Annotated in this window: 16 protein-coding genes and 2 tRNA genes; 14 read left to right on the forward strand and 4 right to left on the reverse strand. The window is 56.9% G+C overall.

Translation table 11 applies throughout. The annotated features are described in order from the left end of the window. The first annotated feature begins 64 nt into the window (after positions 1 to 64). The 9 genes from ACMUJL_RS20185 (at position 65) to ACMUJL_RS20225 (ending at position 9,466) form a co-directional block, all read left to right on the forward strand. A complete protein-coding gene (locus tag ACMUJL_RS20185; RefSeq protein WP_375571382.1) occupies positions 65 to 601 on the forward strand; it encodes a YecA family protein in 537 nt (178 codons plus the stop codon). Between the two features lie 105 nt (positions 602 to 706). Further along, complete coding sequence (locus tag ACMUJL_RS20190; RefSeq protein WP_375571380.1) at positions 707 to 2,167, forward strand: primase-helicase family protein; 1,461 nt, start codon at positions 707 to 709, stop codon at positions 2,165 to 2,167. Between the two features lie 810 nt (positions 2,168 to 2,977). Beyond that, entirely contained in the window at positions 2,978 to 3,520 is a 543-nt protein-coding gene (locus tag ACMUJL_RS20195; protein ID WP_375571378.1) for a recombinase family protein, read from the forward strand. 212 nt (positions 3,521 to 3,732) lie between these two features. Further along, on the forward strand, positions 3,733 to 3,954 hold the full coding sequence (locus ACMUJL_RS20200; RefSeq protein ID WP_375571376.1) for a hypothetical protein: 222 nt from the start codon (positions 3,733 to 3,735) through the stop codon (positions 3,952 to 3,954). Between the two features lie 63 nt (positions 3,955 to 4,017). Continuing rightward, entirely contained in the window at positions 4,018 to 4,974 is a 957-nt protein-coding gene (locus ACMUJL_RS20205) for an IS5 family transposase (RefSeq protein WP_375568772.1), read from the forward strand. Positions 4,975 to 5,220: 246 nt separating this feature from the next. Beyond that, positions 5,221 to 6,177: an IS5 family transposase gene (locus tag ACMUJL_RS20210; protein ID WP_375568772.1), complete on the forward strand. Its 957-nt coding sequence runs from the start codon at positions 5,221 to 5,223 to the stop codon at positions 6,175 to 6,177. 226 nt (positions 6,178 to 6,403) lie between these two features. Beyond that, positions 6,404 to 7,360 carry an IS5 family transposase gene (locus ACMUJL_RS20215; RefSeq protein WP_375568772.1) on the forward strand — a complete coding sequence of 319 codons (957 nt, stop codon included), beginning with the start codon at positions 6,404 to 6,406 and terminating at the stop codon, positions 7,358 to 7,360. A 429-nt stretch (positions 7,361 to 7,789) separates the two neighbouring features. Beyond that, complete coding sequence (locus tag ACMUJL_RS20220; protein ID WP_375568772.1) at positions 7,790 to 8,746, forward strand: IS5 family transposase; 957 nt, start codon at positions 7,790 to 7,792, stop codon at positions 8,744 to 8,746. Positions 8,747 to 8,821: 75 nt separating this feature from the next. Then, a complete protein-coding gene (locus ACMUJL_RS20225) occupies positions 8,822 to 9,466 on the forward strand; it encodes a hypothetical protein (RefSeq protein WP_416914427.1) in 645 nt (214 codons plus the stop codon). A gap of 75 nt (positions 9,467 to 9,541) precedes the next feature. On the opposite strand, the gene ACMUJL_RS20230 is transcribed toward ACMUJL_RS20225, so the two are convergent. The 3 genes from ACMUJL_RS20230 to ACMUJL_RS20240 form a co-directional block, all read right to left on the reverse strand. Continuing rightward, the gene (locus ACMUJL_RS20230) at positions 9,542 to 10,957 is read right to left on the reverse strand and encodes a tyrosine-type recombinase/integrase (RefSeq protein ID WP_416914428.1); all 1,416 of its coding nucleotides are present in this window, start codon (positions 10,955 to 10,957) and stop codon (positions 9,542 to 9,544) included. A gap of 213 nt (positions 10,958 to 11,170) precedes the next feature. After that, positions 11,171 to 11,245, reverse strand: a tRNA-Asn gene (locus ACMUJL_RS20235). 81 nt (positions 11,246 to 11,326) lie between these two features. Then, positions 11,327 to 12,238, reverse strand: a complete 912-nt coding sequence (locus ACMUJL_RS20240) for an MBL fold metallo-hydrolase (protein ID WP_375571368.1) — start codon at positions 12,236 to 12,238, stop codon at positions 11,327 to 11,329. 40 nt (positions 12,239 to 12,278) lie between these two features. On the opposite strand from ACMUJL_RS20240, the gene ACMUJL_RS20245 reads away from it, so the two are divergent. The 3 genes from ACMUJL_RS20245 to ACMUJL_RS20255 all read left to right on the forward strand — a co-directional run bounded on the left by ACMUJL_RS20245 (position 12,279) and on the right by ACMUJL_RS20255 (position 15,862). Beyond that, a complete protein-coding gene (locus ACMUJL_RS20245) occupies positions 12,279 to 13,595 on the forward strand; it encodes an ATP-binding protein (protein ID WP_068290087.1) in 1,317 nt (438 codons plus the stop codon). A gap of 110 nt (positions 13,596 to 13,705) precedes the next feature. Further along, positions 13,706 to 14,149 (forward strand): PACE efflux transporter, encoded by a 444-nt coding sequence (locus tag ACMUJL_RS20250; protein ID WP_375571365.1) that lies wholly within the window; start codon positions 13,706 to 13,708, stop codon positions 14,147 to 14,149. 120 nt (positions 14,150 to 14,269) lie between these two features. Beyond that, complete coding sequence (locus tag ACMUJL_RS20255) at positions 14,270 to 15,862, forward strand: MORN repeat-containing protein (protein ID WP_375571363.1); 1,593 nt, start codon at positions 14,270 to 14,272, stop codon at positions 15,860 to 15,862. Between the two features lie 14 nt (positions 15,863 to 15,876). Here ACMUJL_RS20255 and ACMUJL_RS20260 read toward each other — a convergent pair. Continuing rightward, positions 15,877 to 15,952: transfer RNA gene (locus tag ACMUJL_RS20260), tRNA-Ile, on the reverse strand. Positions 15,953 to 16,087: 135 nt separating this feature from the next. On the opposite strand from ACMUJL_RS20260, the gene purM reads away from it, so the two are divergent. Together purM and purN are read left to right on the forward strand one after the other, a co-directional pair. Beyond that, positions 16,088 to 17,155, forward strand: coding sequence for a phosphoribosylformylglycinamidine cyclo-ligase (purM, locus tag ACMUJL_RS20265; protein ID WP_068290081.1), 1,068 nt, complete (start codon positions 16,088 to 16,090; stop codon positions 17,153 to 17,155). Beyond that, positions 17,152 to 17,742, forward strand: coding sequence for a phosphoribosylglycinamide formyltransferase (gene purN / locus ACMUJL_RS20270; RefSeq protein WP_375571361.1), 591 nt, complete (start codon positions 17,152 to 17,154; stop codon positions 17,740 to 17,742). Before purM ends, purN begins: the two co-directional genes overlap by 4 nt. The last annotated feature ends 19 nt before the right edge of the window (positions 17,743 to 17,761 follow it).

Consider the following 17,761-nt stretch of genomic DNA (forward strand, 5'->3'; position numbering starts at 1 on the left):
GGGTAATTTTAGTAAATAGTGTTGTGTGCTGGTTTTTCTCAAAGGCGTTAAGGGGCTAGGCTTTATGAGCAACAACATAGATTTAGATGCTCTTGATGGTTACCTGTCGTCAGATCACAGCCCTGAGAACTGCATGATGCTGTCGGACCTTGATGGCTTCATTCATGGGGTCATCTGCTCCCCGGTGATGATCCCCTCAGATGAATGGCTACCCGTGGCTATAGGGGGAGACCCTGAGGCTGTTCCCATTTGGGTCTTGAACGACATAACTGACCTTTTCATGGGCATTGCTCACGGTCTTGTCGCTAATCCTCCTGTCGTCGAGCCTATCTTCTGGCAGGCTAGAGAAGGCCATGTGATTGCGATGGATTGGTGTGAGGGCTTCATGCAAGCGGTGGCATTGCGTCCCAAAGAGTGGCTGAGGCTCACGGAGAGCGGCACTGACGGGCATCTTGTTGCCCCTATCATGGTTCACCTGATGGATGATAATGGCAGCTCAGTAATGGGCATAGCGCAAGAAGAGCAGGATCGGGTCTTAGCCATAGGAGCGGAGGCTATCCCGTATGCTTTGATCGACATCTTCAACTACTGGAGAGGGTGAAGTGGGGGCGAATGATGCCGATTTCTGTTCCACTAAATACTCGGGTACCTTGAAGCACGCAGCTTTGCCTTACCAGTCATGGTTTTTCAAAATAAGGACCTACTGATGCAGCCAGCGAAAAATTCTCCGTATTCATATATCGGTCATTGGGATCATACTTCTGGCAAGGATTATCTGAAAATACATCATGCTTGGATTGACCAATTTCTTGAAAGTGCATCCGGCTTAGAGGGTGGAGAGTTTGAAAAAGCCAGGGGCTATGCTCGTAAGCTGTCTACAAGGTTTTATATTACATCTAACCTAAGCGGCTCGGAAATTATCCGCGAAGTGACGGGTTATGGTCGAGCGGAAACTGTTACAAAAGCTCGTATATTATCGTATCAGCGTCAATTATACGGTAAATGCATTGAGGGTGAGTTGGGTAAAATTGGCTCTGTTTTAGCATTATTGCCTGTTGTTAATTCTTCTCTTTATTATCCTGTAGCAATGTCGTTGGTTGGTATTAACAATGGTGTGTATTTTAACACCTACCAGCCGCCGCTGTATTCTCCAAGACCACTTATAGTTGAGGGCATATCTGCTTATGCCCAGCGCCCTGTGGTGTGGGAAGAGTTTCTTAAGAGGTGGTTTCCCGAAGATTTCTCTGCTGCACTGGTGCTTGAGGGCTATATAGCCCGCCTTTTACACGATCTCAATCGCCCTCGTTGGGCAATGGTTTTTAGGTCAGATCAAGGGACAGGTAAGGGTTTTCTCACCGAAACTCTGCTTCCGAAGATTATGGGTGATACTAACGTCAACATTACTTCGCTTGATAAGGTGGTGGGGAAGTTCAACGGAAACCAGTTTTCGAATAAATTGATCGTTTTGAATGAAACAGATAATGACAGGAAGGCAACTTATACAAAGCTCAAAGATAAGATTTCTGATAGTGTTATCACTGTCGAGGAAAAGTATCAGAATCCTGTTTCCCAACCTTTGTTTAATGGCACATTCGTTTTCTCCAATGAAGATTATCCCTTGTATGCGGAAGAGGGAGACAGGAGATTCTATGTGACACCCCGTTTAAAGCATCGGATTGACCGCGAAGAGACTCAGAAATTTATAGCTGTATTTGCTAATTGGTTAGAGACTGCCCATGGTGACGTTGAGCCTAAGGTGCTGGGCTGGGATATTCTGGCGGCATGGTTTGCATATGTTGCGAGTGAGCGGAATTACAACAATGTGAATACTTACGTTGTTGCTCAAGAGGGAAATCGTGTAGCCGATCTAATTGTGTCCCCCGCAACAGAAGACCAAGAGGCAGACCTAGTGACGGGCCTGAATGCTGAAGTAAACAAAAAGTATCTTTGGCGTGTTGCTGACATCAGGTTGGCCTTCCCTTTCGTCAAAGAAGCCTTGGTTCAGCAGTTGCTCACTGATGCTGGCTATGCTCATAGGAAAAAGAATAACATGAAGGGTGATAGCAGTCGCCGTGCTGGTTGGGCGTATGTAACATACGGCACTGCCGACATTCCCTGCCACGGTATCGGCAATGCTGAAGAACTGAAGCCTAGGCAAAGTGGCTAATGCTTTGATCGGACAGGACCGGACAGCATCAGACAAAGAGCTGGGGTAATAGTGGCTTTTTTATATGATAATTATTGATGCCTGTCCGCTCTGTCGTGTCTGTCTTGCCCATTTCGATCCTTCTTTAAAATGACCACCTGCAGAAAAACGTTCGAGAGCAAGCAAGGTCCGCGACTGACAGCCGCAACTTTGTTCGAATCTACTTCTGGCAGGTTGGCGTGGTCGTTTTGCGCGGGTTTCATGTCTGCTAAAGGTGCACGGCTGTTCGCAAAACTAACGCTGCACAACAATAACGTGCATGGCAAATAGTCCAAGCATCAGAAGCATAGTCCGAAGACATAGCAGCTGCGAATCGTTCGCAAGTAATTGGTGGTGCTGAGGCTCTCCTTAAGTTATTTCCTCGGAGGGTCAAATTTCCATTGTGGGGTGGGTGGTAAGGTTGGTCAACAGGCCCCGTGGCTGCTGGTCCTGAGCCGCTTCTTGAAGGCGTTCATCTACCAGTTCACGTCAACAGGTAATCCTAAGGGGACGACCTGCTAAACACTTTGAATCCATTACAGATTACCACGTTTCAGGCGTTCATGGGTAGCGTTCATAGTGAACAAGCTGCTGGTCTGTCTATTTCCCTTAGTATTGTGATGCCTACTGGGCCTCTTTATCTCTCCAACCCTCTTTGTTCATTTTAAGTACACCCTTGGTTAACAGTGTAATCAGCCTCAATTAGTGTATACAGAGGGTTGCTTTGATACTTAATGAACAGTATTGTTAACTAAGTCATAGAATCATAGTGAACACTTAGGAGCATCTATCATGGCAAAGTATGGCTACGCCCGCGTCAGTTCTCTCTCTCAGTCCACAGCCATTCAGCAGGAAGCCCTGACCAAAGCTGGCTGTACTGTAATCAGGTCAGAGAAGGTGTCTGGACGCTCTACTGAGGGCCGTACAGAGTTGGCGACTATCTTGGACTTCATGGTGCAGGGTGACTGTCTGTGCGTTCACAAGCTGGACAGACTGGGCCGCAACACCAGAGACGTGCTGAACCTTGTACACCAGCTGCATGAGCGTGGCTGTACCCTCCAAGTGCTTGAGCCAGCTATCGACACCTCAGGGCCAATGGGGACTGTTATGCTGACTGTGCTGGGCATGGTGTCCGAGATGGAACTTGGGTTCATCAAAGAACGTCAGCGAGCTGGTATTGAGAAGGCCAAGGCTGAGGGTGTCTATAAGGGCCGTCCTAGCTCACTGGACCACGACAAGATTAAGACGCTGCATACCAGTGGCATGGGTGCCACAGCCATAGCAAGAGAACTGAACTGTTCCCGTGGTGCTGTGTACAAAGCATTAAATGTTTGAAGGCTGAACTGAGGGTCTGGGTGAGAGTGGCTGGCGTCCTGTTGCGTATGTGACACCAGCCCTCCGTGAGCGCAAGTGGCTGGGGCCCCTCTGGTTTCTGAGCATATGAATTGGGGCGCAAGCGGTTCCCCCTCAGAACCCAAGATCAAGAATTAGTTTGACCTATGGAACATAGAAAAAAATACTAACACTCAAAAGTATTGCTATTACTGTTGCAACTTGTGGAGAAGGGAAGTGTCGTTGCCATGGCGGGAATTATCATAAATGTTGAACGCATTGCCTTGAGGCGGCTTGAGAAAAAAGTTTGGCAGTTTGAGAATTGCGAGCCTAAACGTGTTGAATTGGCTGTTTTGGACTACTTAATGGCAAAGGGTTGGCAGGGGTACTTTTCAGAGCACTTTGACTTCGATCAAACAATCTTAAGGAAAGTCTGAAAAACCTGCCGGTTTCAGTGTGATGTGGTAGGCTGCGGGCATCGATCGAAGGAGACCGTGTTCATGCCCAAACAGCCCGCCATTCCCGGCCTTTGCGACGCGATGAAGAAGAAGATCACACGGCGCGAGCAGTTTCTGGCAGAGATGGATGCGGTGGTTCCGTGGGGGCGGCTGCTTGCGCTGATCGCGCCACATTACCCGAAGGTTGGGCCGAAGGGCGGGCGGCCTCCGATGCCGCTGGAGACGATGCTGCGCATTTACTTCCTACAGAATTGGTACGCCCTGAGCGACCCGATGGCCGAAGAGACGCTGTATGACAGTGAAGCGATGCGCCGCTTCGCTGGGATCGAACTGGGCTATGACCGCATCCCCGACGAGACCACCATCCTCAACTGCCGGCATCTTCTTGAGCGTCACGGGCTGACCGAGGTGATCTTCGCCGAAGTGAACGCGCATCTGGCAGACAAGGGGATCACGCTGCGCTCTGGCACGCTGGTGGATGCCACGATTATCGATGCGCCGTCTTCGACCAAGAACCAGGCCAGGGCGCGGGACCCCGAGATGTCTTCGACAAAGAAGGGCAATGACTGGTATTTTGGCATGAAGGCCCATGTCGGTGTCGACGTGGACAGCGGCACTGTCCACAGCCTAGAGGCCACGACCGCAAAGGTGCATGACAGCCGGGTCTGGGATGAACTGCTCCATGGCGAAGAGAAGTCGGTCTGGGCCGACAAGGGCTATGTCAGCGCCGAGCGCGAGGCTGCGTTCAGCAAGGATGGCAAGGTCTGGGGTGTGATGCGCAAGGCGCCCAAGGGCGGCAAGCTCGACCCCATCGACGAGGAGATCAACCGGATCATCGCCATGGTGCGCGCCAAGGTCGAACATCCCTTCCGGGTCATCAAGCGGCAGTTCGGTCACATGAAAACGCGGTATCGCGGTTTGGCAAAGAACCGGGCCCATCTGTTCACACTGTTCGCGCTCGGCAACCTGTTCCTCGTCCGACGACGGCTACTGGCATGAGGACGAGTTTGTCGGAAATCGGCATCAACGCCGCTCAGGCGGCTCAAACAGCGCCAAAATCACTGGAAACGGTGCTTGTCTGGCCCCATAGTGCCCTCAAGCGGCAATATCGGCGCAGCCGAGGCCGTTGATCAGACTTTCCTTAATTATGATGTGCTGGTGTAATAGTGAAGGAAAGTCTGAAAAACCTGCCGGTTTCAGTGTGATGTGGTAGGCTGCGGGCATCGATCGAAGGAGACCGTGTTCATGCCCAAACAGCCCGCCATTCCCGGCCTTTGCGACGCGATGAAGAAGAAGATCACACGGCGCGAGCAGTTTCTGGCAGAGATGGATGCGGTGGTTCCGTGGGGGCGGCTGCTTGCGCTGATCGCGCCACATTACCCGAAGGTTGGGCCGAAGGGCGGGCGGCCTCCGATGCCGCTGGAGACGATGCTGCGCATTTACTTCCTACAGAATTGGTACGCCCTGAGCGACCCGATGGCCGAAGAGACGCTGTATGACAGTGAAGCGATGCGCCGCTTCGCTGGGATCGAACTGGGCTATGACCGCATCCCCGACGAGACCACCATCCTCAACTGCCGGCATCTTCTTGAGCGTCACGGGCTGACCGAGGTGATCTTCGCCGAAGTGAACGCGCATCTGGCAGACAAGGGGATCACGCTGCGCTCTGGCACGCTGGTGGATGCCACGATTATCGATGCGCCGTCTTCGACCAAGAACCAGGCCAGGGCGCGGGACCCCGAGATGTCTTCGACAAAGAAGGGCAATGACTGGTATTTTGGCATGAAGGCCCATGTCGGTGTCGACGTGGACAGCGGCACTGTCCACAGCCTAGAGGCCACGACCGCAAAGGTGCATGACAGCCGGGTCTGGGATGAACTGCTCCATGGCGAAGAGAAGTCGGTCTGGGCCGACAAGGGCTATGTCAGCGCCGAGCGCGAGGCTGCGTTCAGCAAGGATGGCAAGGTCTGGGGTGTGATGCGCAAGGCGCCCAAGGGCGGCAAGCTCGACCCCATCGACGAGGAGATCAACCGGATCATCGCCATGGTGCGCGCCAAGGTCGAACATCCCTTCCGGGTCATCAAGCGGCAGTTCGGTCACATGAAAACGCGGTATCGCGGTTTGGCAAAGAACCGGGCCCATCTGTTCACACTGTTCGCGCTCGGCAACCTGTTCCTCGTCCGACGACGGCTACTGGCATGAGGACGAGTTTGTCGGAAATCGGCATCAACGCCGCTCAGGCGGCTCAAACAGCGCCAAAATCACTGGAAACGGTGCTTGTCTGGCCCCATAGTGCCCTCAAGCGGCAATATCGGCGCAGCCGAGGCCGTTGATCAGACTTTCCTGAAAGCTATGGAAAGTCTGAAAAACCTGCCGGTTTCAGTGTGATGTGGTAGGCTGCGGGCATCGATCGAAGGAGACCGTGTTCATGCCCAAACAGCCCGCCATTCCCGGCCTTTGCGACGCGATGAAGAAGAAGATCACACGGCGCGAGCAGTTTCTGGCAGAGATGGATGCGGTGGTTCCGTGGGGGCGGCTGCTTGCGCTGATCGCGCCACATTACCCGAAGGTTGGGCCGAAGGGCGGGCGGCCTCCGATGCCGCTGGAGACGATGCTGCGCATTTACTTCCTACAGAATTGGTACGCCCTGAGCGACCCGATGGCCGAAGAGACGCTGTATGACAGTGAAGCGATGCGCCGCTTCGCTGGGATCGAACTGGGCTATGACCGCATCCCCGACGAGACCACCATCCTCAACTGCCGGCATCTTCTTGAGCGTCACGGGCTGACCGAGGTGATCTTCGCCGAAGTGAACGCGCATCTGGCAGACAAGGGGATCACGCTGCGCTCTGGCACGCTGGTGGATGCCACGATTATCGATGCGCCGTCTTCGACCAAGAACCAGGCCAGGGCGCGGGACCCCGAGATGTCTTCGACAAAGAAGGGCAATGACTGGTATTTTGGCATGAAGGCCCATGTCGGTGTCGACGTGGACAGCGGCACTGTCCACAGCCTAGAGGCCACGACCGCAAAGGTGCATGACAGCCGGGTCTGGGATGAACTGCTCCATGGCGAAGAGAAGTCGGTCTGGGCCGACAAGGGCTATGTCAGCGCCGAGCGCGAGGCTGCGTTCAGCAAGGATGGCAAGGTCTGGGGTGTGATGCGCAAGGCGCCCAAGGGCGGCAAGCTCGACCCCATCGACGAGGAGATCAACCGGATCATCGCCATGGTGCGCGCCAAGGTCGAACATCCCTTCCGGGTCATCAAGCGGCAGTTCGGTCACATGAAAACGCGGTATCGCGGTTTGGCAAAGAACCGGGCCCATCTGTTCACACTGTTCGCGCTCGGCAACCTGTTCCTCGTCCGACGACGGCTACTGGCATGAGGACGAGTTTGTCGGAAATCGGCATCAACGCCGCTCAGGCGGCTCAAACAGCGCCAAAATCACTGGAAACGGTGCTTGTCTGGCCCCATAGTGCCCTCAAGCGGCAATATCGGCGCAGCCGAGGCCGTTGATCAGACTTTCCCTATCTTAAGGAGAAGCGAAAATCTTTAAAATATCACAGTGTGCAAAGTATTTTCGATTTTGCTTCTGACGGTTATTGGTTCAATGATAGGCATAAATTTTCACATGAAGATTTGATGAATAATGCAAGGAGCTTTTCGGCTGAGAGTATCAGTGCAATTCTTAAAATTTGGTGGGAGCGAGATGTAAGGGGGCTTGCGGTTGGTAGTCCTTAGGAAAGTCTGAAAAACCTGCCGGTTTCAGTGTGATGTGGTAGGCTGCGGGCATCGATCGAAGGAGACCGTGTTCATGCCCAAACAGCCCGCCATTCCCGGCCTTTGCGACGCGATGAAGAAGAAGATCACACGGCGCGAGCAGTTTCTGGCAGAGATGGATGCGGTGGTTCCGTGGGGGCGGCTGCTTGCGCTGATCGCGCCACATTACCCGAAGGTTGGGCCGAAGGGCGGGCGGCCTCCGATGCCGCTGGAGACGATGCTGCGCATTTACTTCCTACAGAATTGGTACGCCCTGAGCGACCCGATGGCCGAAGAGACGCTGTATGACAGTGAAGCGATGCGCCGCTTCGCTGGGATCGAACTGGGCTATGACCGCATCCCCGACGAGACCACCATCCTCAACTGCCGGCATCTTCTTGAGCGTCACGGGCTGACCGAGGTGATCTTCGCCGAAGTGAACGCGCATCTGGCAGACAAGGGGATCACGCTGCGCTCTGGCACGCTGGTGGATGCCACGATTATCGATGCGCCGTCTTCGACCAAGAACCAGGCCAGGGCGCGGGACCCCGAGATGTCTTCGACAAAGAAGGGCAATGACTGGTATTTTGGCATGAAGGCCCATGTCGGTGTCGACGTGGACAGCGGCACTGTCCACAGCCTAGAGGCCACGACCGCAAAGGTGCATGACAGCCGGGTCTGGGATGAACTGCTCCATGGCGAAGAGAAGTCGGTCTGGGCCGACAAGGGCTATGTCAGCGCCGAGCGCGAGGCTGCGTTCAGCAAGGATGGCAAGGTCTGGGGTGTGATGCGCAAGGCGCCCAAGGGCGGCAAGCTCGACCCCATCGACGAGGAGATCAACCGGATCATCGCCATGGTGCGCGCCAAGGTCGAACATCCCTTCCGGGTCATCAAGCGGCAGTTCGGTCACATGAAAACGCGGTATCGCGGTTTGGCAAAGAACCGGGCCCATCTGTTCACACTGTTCGCGCTCGGCAACCTGTTCCTCGTCCGACGACGGCTACTGGCATGAGGACGAGTTTGTCGGAAATCGGCATCAACGCCGCTCAGGCGGCTCAAACAGCGCCAAAATCACTGGAAACGGTGCTTGTCTGGCCCCATAGTGCCCTCAAGCGGCAATATCGGCGCAGCCGAGGCCGTTGATCAGACTTTCCCTTATCATAGGCAGTACTCTTCAAATAGGCCAGCCACAGATTTGCAGGCTGTAAAATTGATGTCGTTCTATAATGCAAGAGGTGGACTGAAATATTTTATAGATTACTTGGATACATTTCATGGCGCTGAGCTTCAGATACTCAAGAACCGCTGTAGAATTCTGAACCGCAAGCTTCGAGAGGTAATTGATGAAAACCTGATTAGTAAACCTATTTTGAATAACATTTTTATGGATTCGTATATTTGTCTAAGGGGGCGTCCGGGTTCAGGAGGGATACCCTCTGATGAGGACATTTCTGGATGGATGCAGAAGATTCATCAAATGGAAAATTATGATTTTAAGAAGGATCTACTTAGGCTTGCCGAAGATATTCGTTGTTATTGGAGGTTAAATTCAAAAATTTTGATCAATAGGCAAAACAGGGCGCTTTTGGACTTAACTGTTTGGAAGGATAGTGTTGTAAGCGTGGAAGTAAAGGCTCCGAACGACAGGCTTCAAGCTCATCAAAGAGAACAGCTTTACCTTGATTTAAGAAATGGAATTGAGTCATGGGTTATAGAAGTTCGTGAGTCTTAAGGGGATTTTTGCGTTGATAAAGTAATTGGTTTAATGAGATTTCAATCGTAATCAAAGGTACAGCCTTGGAGGAGTTCAATCGTAATAGCCCCAATCAGTTACTGAAAAGATCGACAACATATCTTCAAGCAACACTTGTGGTGGAGTCATGGTTCCGTAGCTCTTATGGATCGCTGATGAACCTTCGGATTTATGTCCTGTTACATACTCAGCACGTGCTAGTGACACGCCTTTGGCAGCTCTTGCCCTGTCAATCACTGTATGTCGCGTTGAGTAGGGGACAAGTGATGGATCACTTATTTTTAGCCTTTCAGTAATCAACTTTCTGAGGGCTGTTGATACTAAGTCAAATCCCTTCGTGTTGCCATATACTTTGAAAACTGGTTCATCCGGATTGTTTGTCACATCGTATGCCTGAAATGCCTCAAACACAGGTGTCATGAGCGGCACTGCACGTTCCAGACCCTTTTTGTCCATTCTGCGGATGCGATTGGATCGAAAAACAACATGGGGCATGTTGCCACTGAGCTTTAAGTCCTGACGCTGGATGCCTGCTGCTTCAGACGTCCGGCATCCCGTATAGAGCATAAGGAGGCCGATGATCCGAAACTCAATGTTTTCGAGGGAATTCACAGCTTCAAGGTAGGCAAACCATTCATGCGGTTTGAATGATCGTCTATCAATGGCTTCCTCTCGCTCATGCTGCTTGTTGCTTAGGCCGCTAAACGGATTGTAAACCTGATCTTTGTTTTCACGGTTCCAGCAGTTAATGACTGCGCTCAGCGTGTTGACGTAACGGTTGCGGGTTGGAGCCTTGGGGTATTCACGCCAAATCCATGTGACGATCTTGGTTCGAGCAAGCTGATCCAGAGGGGTGTTCATGCCACCCATGGCATAGCCAAATTTCTCAAGTAGGCTTCGGGTTTTTACTTCCCATCGACGCCCTTTCTCGACCTCTCGATTCTTTTCGCGCTTGTTTGTCGCAACGTACAGCTCCACTGCATCGCGCCAGACATGCTTTGCGGGTAGAACTGTCTCTCCGCTGATTATTTGAAGGGCCATGTCGAGATGTTGATCTTTTTCTGGTAGTGGCTTTCGTGGTGTGAGGTACCCCGGTTGTCCCCATCGCCCGCTTCTGTAGTCTTTTTTTTGTTGTTCTAGGTCAAGGGTCGCATCGTCGAGACTGTCAATGATCTGGTTAGTTAGATCTTGAACCTTGTTATTCCAAGCATGAGCCGATTTGCGGAACGACTCAAAATCTTGGTCACTCGCTGATGGGCCTAGGGCAGGGGCGTCTTCAGGGCGCAGGCCATACTGTTCGACCAAAGCCTTCGCTACCGCTATCTGGCCGCTGTACGGAACATCATCGGGCCTGTCATGAAGTAGTTGTGCAAGTGTAAGTGCGGCCTCAAACTTCTCGTTTTCCACGTACCACTTTTGTCGCGCTTGTGCTGCGTCTGTGGTGAGAAAAGCCTTCTTCCACTCCGTCATGAACCGACCAGTCGCGGTGCGAGGGAAATATGGCTGGAGCTTTGCTGGCACCCGGCGGCGATATTCGTAGAAGCCTTTGGGAGACTTGCTAAGATACCTGAGTTGTGAAGGCACAAACAAACCCCTGTGTACCGAGCGTGTACCGAGTTTGTGTACCGAATAACCCCTGAGGGGTCAACGGTTTAAGGTTTTCAGTAGCTTAATCTAGAAGATTGGCTCCGGCGGTAGGGATCGAACCTACGACCAATTGATTAACAGTCAACTGCTCTACCGCTGAGCTACGCCGGAACACGAGGGCGGATATAACAACAGGGTTTTGTCGCGTCCAGAGGCATTTGGCATATTTTTGCAAAAGCTTTGCCTGCGGGCTCAAAGCTGGTGGAAACGGGCTGTCCAGGACAGTTGTCCCTCGGGTGCGATGATGTTTTTTCCTGTCAGGTCAACAAGATGGGCAAAGACGTTGCGGGCGGCTGCGGGCAGGAGCATGGCGGGTGTCTCGGTATAGATCTGCCGCGCCAGTGTCTCGGCCGTGGCCGGGGCGGCCTGCAGCGCCTCGATGATGGCCGCTTCGCGCGCTTCGCGATGCGCGATCAGCCAGTCGATCCGGGCGGCCGGATCGGTGACCGGCGCGCCATGGCCGGGCAGGTAGATCCGGTCCGCCCGCGCGCGCAGGCGGCGGCAGGAGGCCATGAAATCGGTCAGGTCACCATCGGGTGGCGAGACAAGCGAACTGGCCCAGCCCATCACCAGATCGCCCGTGAACAGGATGTCGCCCATCGCAAGGCACAGGTGGTTGCCGAAATGGCCCGGCGTCCAGATGGCCTGCAGGCTCCATTCCGGCCCGGTGACGGTTGCGCCATCCGCCAGGCATTCATCGGGGGCAAAGCCTGCATCGACACCCTCGCCGCCGCCTGCCAGCCCTGCTTGTGCCAGGCCTTCCATCACCGTGCTGCGCCCGGCTTGCGCGTCGCCATAGGCCAACACCGGTGCGCCAGTCGCCCGTGCCAGCGCCCGTGCCAGGGGCGAATGGTCGACATGGGCATGGGTCACCAGAATATGCGTGATCCGTTGTCCTGGCCCGCAGGCGGCGAGAATCGCCGCAAGATGCGCCGCGTTGTCCGGGCCGGGGTCGATCACGGCCAGATCGGTCTGTCCCACGATATAGGTATTGGTGCCGCGGAAGGTCATGGGCGAGGGGTTCGGCGCCAGGATCCGGCGCAGGCCGGGTACGATCTGGTCCGGCTGTCCGGCGATGGGGTCAAAGTCCGGGTCTGCTTGCATTCTGCTTCCTTTGGCGTCTGGCTGCGGCTAGGTTTAGCCCATGTTCTTCGGCTGGCTCAAACGCTTTTCCCCGCGCGGTCTTTATGGCCGGGCCGCCCTTATCCTGATCCTGCCTGTGGTCACGCTGCAACTTGTCGTCTCGGTGGTGTTCATTCAGCGCCATTTCGAAGGGGTGACGCGCCAGATGACCCGCACCGCCGCGCGCGAGGTCCAGATGCTGATCCTCGACATGCGCGGCGCGCCGGACCAGCGCAGCGCGCTGGAGGGGGTATCGAGCGCTGCATCGCTGCTGGATATCGGTCTGCGATTCCTGCCCGCCGGCACGACCCCGCCGGCGGTGCGGCGCTGGTATGACCTGTCGGGCCTGCGCGTGATCGAGACCTTCGATGCGCTTCTGCCCGGTCTTGCGGCGGTGCAATTGCCGGATGACTGGAATGTGCTGCTGGTGCTGGAAACCGAGCATGGGGTGCTGGAGGTGCTGCTGGACCGGCGGCGGGTGTCGCCGACGAATCCGCATCAGCTGTTCGTGAACATGGTGTTCTTCGGCGCGCTGATGACGCTGATCGCCTTTATCTACCTGCGCAACCAGCTGCGACCGATCACGCGGCTGGCGCAGGCCGCGGAGGCCTTCGGCAAGGGGCGCCACATGGCCTACAAGCCTTCGGGCGCCGTCGAGGTGCGCGCGGCGGGCAATGCTTTTCTTGACATGCGCGCCCGGATCGAACGCCAGATCGAGCAGCGCACGCTGATGCTGTCCGGCGTCAGCCACGATCTGCGCACACCTCTCACGCGGCTCAAGCTGGGATTGTCGATGCTGGATGCGGAAGACGTGGCCGATCTGCAGCGCGATGTCGACGAGATGCAATCGATGCTGGACGAGTTCCTGAATTTCGCCCGCGGCATTTCCGAGGCCGAGCCGGAACCCGTCGATCCGGCCGAGTTGCTGCGTGACCTTGCCGAGGATTTCACCCGCGCAGGCAAACGCGTGACCCTTGCAGGTCTGGAGGGGCAGGGCGAGGTGCCGCTGCGCCGCATCGCGATGCGCCGGGCGGTCGAGAACCTGATCAACAACGCGGTGCGCTATGGCAGCCATGCCGAGGTCTCGATGCTCCTGACCGACAAATCGCTGCGCATCCGGGTCGAGGATGACGGCCCCGGCATTCCGCCCGATCAGCGCGGCGAGGCGGTCAAGCCCTTCACCCGTCTGGACCGGTCGCGCAACCAGAACAAGGGATCGGGCGTGGGCCTGGGGCTGGCCATCGCCACCGACATCGCCCGCGCCCATGGTGGTGTGTTGCGGTTGGGGCAAAGCGATAGGTTGGGCGGGTTGCGCGCCGATATCGTGATCGCGCGCTAGGGCCGCCTTGTCTGCCGCGCGCAGGGTGATACATTTCGGCCAAGCGAGGACGACCTCCCCCGTAACGGGCGATTTTTCCGGGACGACCCGGCCAAAAACGGGAGAGCGCCATGCGCCGCACGGCAGACCGGATTCGCCACGCAATCAGCTTCGAACTGATCGCCCTTGCCATCATCACGCCATTGGGGGCCTGGGTGTTCGGCACGCCCCTGAAGTACATGGGCGTGGTCACCGTGATCAGCGCCACCATCGCCACGGGCTGGAATTACCTCTATAACCTGCTTTTCGATCACGCGATGCTCAGGCGGCGCGGCGATGTGCGCAAGACGCCCCTGATCCGCGTTCTTCATGCGGTCCTGTTCGAGGCGGGGCTGCTTGTGGTTCTGATCCCCTTCATCGCGGTTTATCTGGGCGTCGGATTCTGGACCACTTTCGTGATGGATGTGGCCTTTGCCGGCTTCTATCTGGTCTATGCCTTCTGCTTCAACTGGGCCTATGACGTGATCTTTCCGATACCGTCCCCGAACAGCGGGCAACAAGCGCGAAAGGCTTGATTTCGTGAACTTTCGATGGGGTGCGGCCTATCGGATGTGCCGTTGCGTTGAAATTCTTGGACCATCGGCAAACCCTTGATTAACGACTTTGCTTGTCTGCAGTTTTTCAAGGAAGTCCCCATGCGGAAATCGCTTTTGGCAAGTCTGATGCTTGCGCCGTTCGTACTTGGCGCCGTGCTGTTTGTCGGACAGCTTGCGTCAGGTATCTGCCTGTCTCTTTTGCCGGTCTGGCATGGCTGCACCGGTTCGCAAAGTCTCGAGGATGGCGCCACATATAGCGGGGCATGGCAGTGGAATGCGCGCAGCGGACAGGGCGTGCTGCACATGCCAGACGGCAAGATCTACACAGGCGATTTCGTCGAGGGCGCGCGGACGGGCACGGGCGAGGAAGTGCTGGTCAATGGTGACCGCTACACCGGCGATTTCGTGGACGGCCTGCGGCAGGGCAAGGGCGAGGAAGTGCTGGCGAATGGGGATCGCTTCACCGGCGATTTCGTGGGCGGCCTGCGTCAGGGCAAGGGCGAGGAAGTTCTGGCGAATGGCGATCGCTTCACCGGCGATTTCGTGGACGGCCTGCGTCAGGGCAAGGGCGAGGAAGTTCTGGCGAATGGCGATCGCTTCACCGGCGATTTCGTGGACGGCCTGCGTCAGGGCAAGGGCGAGGAAGTTCTGGCGAATGGTGATCGCTTCACCGGCGATTTCGTCAATGGCCTGCGTCAAGGCACGGGCGAGGAACTGCTGGCCAGCGGCGAACGCTATACCGGGCGCTTTGCGGCAGGCGCGCGCCAGGGACAGGGCGCGCTGGTCTATGTGAATGGCGATACCTACGAGGGCGAATTCGCGGATGGAGTGCCGCATGGCCGTGGCGTGATGGAACGCGCGGTCAGCGGGGCCGTCATCCGAGGCACCTTCGAGAACGGCGCACCTGTCGAGGGGGTCATGGTCACACCGACCGACACATACGAAGGCGGGTTTCGGATGCTCGAGGAGGGTATCTGCCGTCATGGCAAAGGGCGCTGGACCCTGAATTCGGGCTTTGTCTACGTCGGTGATTTCGTCGATTGCAAACGCCACGGCGAAGGGTTCCAGACCGACGGTCCGGTCAGCTATAGCGGTGCGTTCAAGGATGACCGGTTCCACGGCGAAGGACGATATGTCTGGGCGGATGGCAGCAGCTATGTCGGCACATTCGTCGAGGGCAAGATCCACGGCAAAGGTCGTCGCGAATTCGCCAATGGAAACGTCTATGAGGGCGAATTCAACGAAGGCGAGTTTCACGGGGAAGGCGTCGAGGTCTACGCCAATGGTACCGAATATCGTGGTACCTACGTGAACGGTGTGCGCGAGGGCCATTTCTTCGCCCGTTTTCCCAACGGCGTCACCTATACCGGTGCGTTCAAGCAGAACCGTTTCAACGGGCACGGGGTTTATGTTCACGAGGACGGGGCCGTGTCCGAAGGGACTTACGTGAACGATTCCCGCGAAGGCTTCTTCAAGTTGAAGTTTACCAATGGCGAGCGTTACGAAGGCAACATGGCCAATGATGCCAAGCACGGGCAGGGCGTTCTCTACTGGCCCAATGGCGATCGTTATGATGGCAATTTCGAGAATGGCCGCATCAGCGGTTTCGGCACGCTGTACCATGCGGATGGCCGGCGCTCGACGGGAACCTGGCGGGTCAAGCCCAACGGGCAATCCGAGCTTGTGCAATGACCCGCTGGCGCAGGTGGTAGGCCCGGAGGGACTCGAACCCCCAACCAAAGCGTTATGAGCGCTCTGCTCTAACCATTGAGCTACAGGCCCGACCTGCGTGCCTTGCTAGCAGACGGGCGGGGCGCGTCAAGGCTTTCGCCTGTGTCGCGCCCCGGACAGGGCTTTCAGATTGCCAAGCGGCGGGCTTTGGATTAACCCGCAGGCCAAGCGATGAAAGGATTTTCCATGTCGGATGCAGAGCAGGCCAAAGGCGCGAAGAACGGGATCACCTATGCCGATGCGGGCGTCGATATCGACGCTGGCAATGCGCTGGTCGAACGGATCAAGCCGGCGGCGAAACGCACAACGCGGGCGGGGTCCATGTCGGGGCTTGGCGGCTTCGGGGCTCTGTTCGACCTGAAGGGCGCAGGCTACAACGACCCGATCCTGGTGGCGGCCACGGATGGCGTGGGCACCAAGCTGCGGATCGCCATCGACACGGGCAATGTGGACAGCATCGGGATCGACCTTGTGGCCATGTGCGTCAATGATCTGGTCTGCCAGGGCGCCGAGCCGCTGTTCTTCCTGGATTATTTCGCGACCGGCAAGCTGGAGCTGGACAGCGCCGCGCGCATCATCGAAGGCATCGCCGAGGGCTGCGCCCTGTCGGGCTGCGCGCTGATCGGCGGCGAGACCGCGGAAATGCCGGGCATGTATCACGGTGGCGATTTCGATCTTGCGGGTTTCGCGGTGGGGGCGATGGAACGCGGGCAGGATCTGCCTGCGGGCGTTCAGGCTGGCGATGTTCTGCTGGGGCTGTCCAGCGATGGCGTGCATTCCAACGGCTACAGCCTCGTGCGCAAGCTGGTCGAGGTGTCGGGCCTTGGCTGGGCCGATGCCTGTCCCTTCGGCGAAGGCACCATGGGCGAGGTGCTGCTGACCCCCACGCGGCTTTACGTGCGCCAGGTGCTCGCGGCGATCCGTGCGGGCGGGGTGCATGCGCTGGCCCATATCACCGGCGGCGGCCTGACCGAGAACCTGCCGCGTGTGCTGCCCGAGGATCTGGGCGCCGAGATCGACCTGGATGCCTGGGACCTGCCGGGCGTTTTCCAGTGGCTGGCCCGGACCGGCGGCATGAGCCAGGCCGAGATTCTCAAGACCTTCAACTGCGGTATCGGCATGATCCTGGTGGTCGCGGCCGACCGCGCCGAGGCGCTGACCGCGCTGCTGCGCGAGGCGGGTGAAACCGTGCATCCGCTGGGGCATGTCACCTCGGGCGGGGCGGGCGTGTCCTACAAGGGCGCGCTTTTGTGAAGAAACGTGTCGCCATCCTGATCTCGGGGGGCGGGTCGAACATGATCCGCCTTGTCGAAAGCATGGCGGGCGATCATCCGGCGCGCTGCGTGCTGGTGGCCTCGAACGATCCCGGCGCGGCGGGGCTTGCCCGGGCAGCGGAAATGGGGATTCCGACGGCGGCGGTGGATCACCGCGCCTACAAGGGGGATCGCCCGGCATTCGAGGCGGCCCTTCAGGCCGAACTGGACAAGGCCGCGCCCGATATCCTGTGCCTTGCCGGGTTCATGCGGGTTCTGACCGTCGGTTTCGTCCAGCCCTGGGAAGGTCGGATGCTGAATATCCACCCGTCGCTCTTGCCGAAATACAAGGGGCTTCACACCCATGCCCGCGCGCTTGAGGCCGGCGACGCCGAGGCCGGTTGCACCGTGCATCTGGTGACGCCGGAACTGGACGATGGCCCCATCCTGGGCCAGGCGCGGGTACCGATCCTGCCCGGCGATACCGAGGCCGCCGTGGCGGCGCGGGTGCTGGAGCAGGAACATCGCCTCTATCCGGTGGTGCTGGAACGGTTTGCGCGCGGCCAGATGGGGCGGATCGACCTCTGACAGGGGCGGGTGTTGCCCG

The organism is Seohaeicola sp., assembly GCF_048006315.1.
Taxonomy (GTDB): Bacteria; Pseudomonadota; Alphaproteobacteria; order Rhodobacterales; family Rhodobacteraceae; genus Seohaeicola.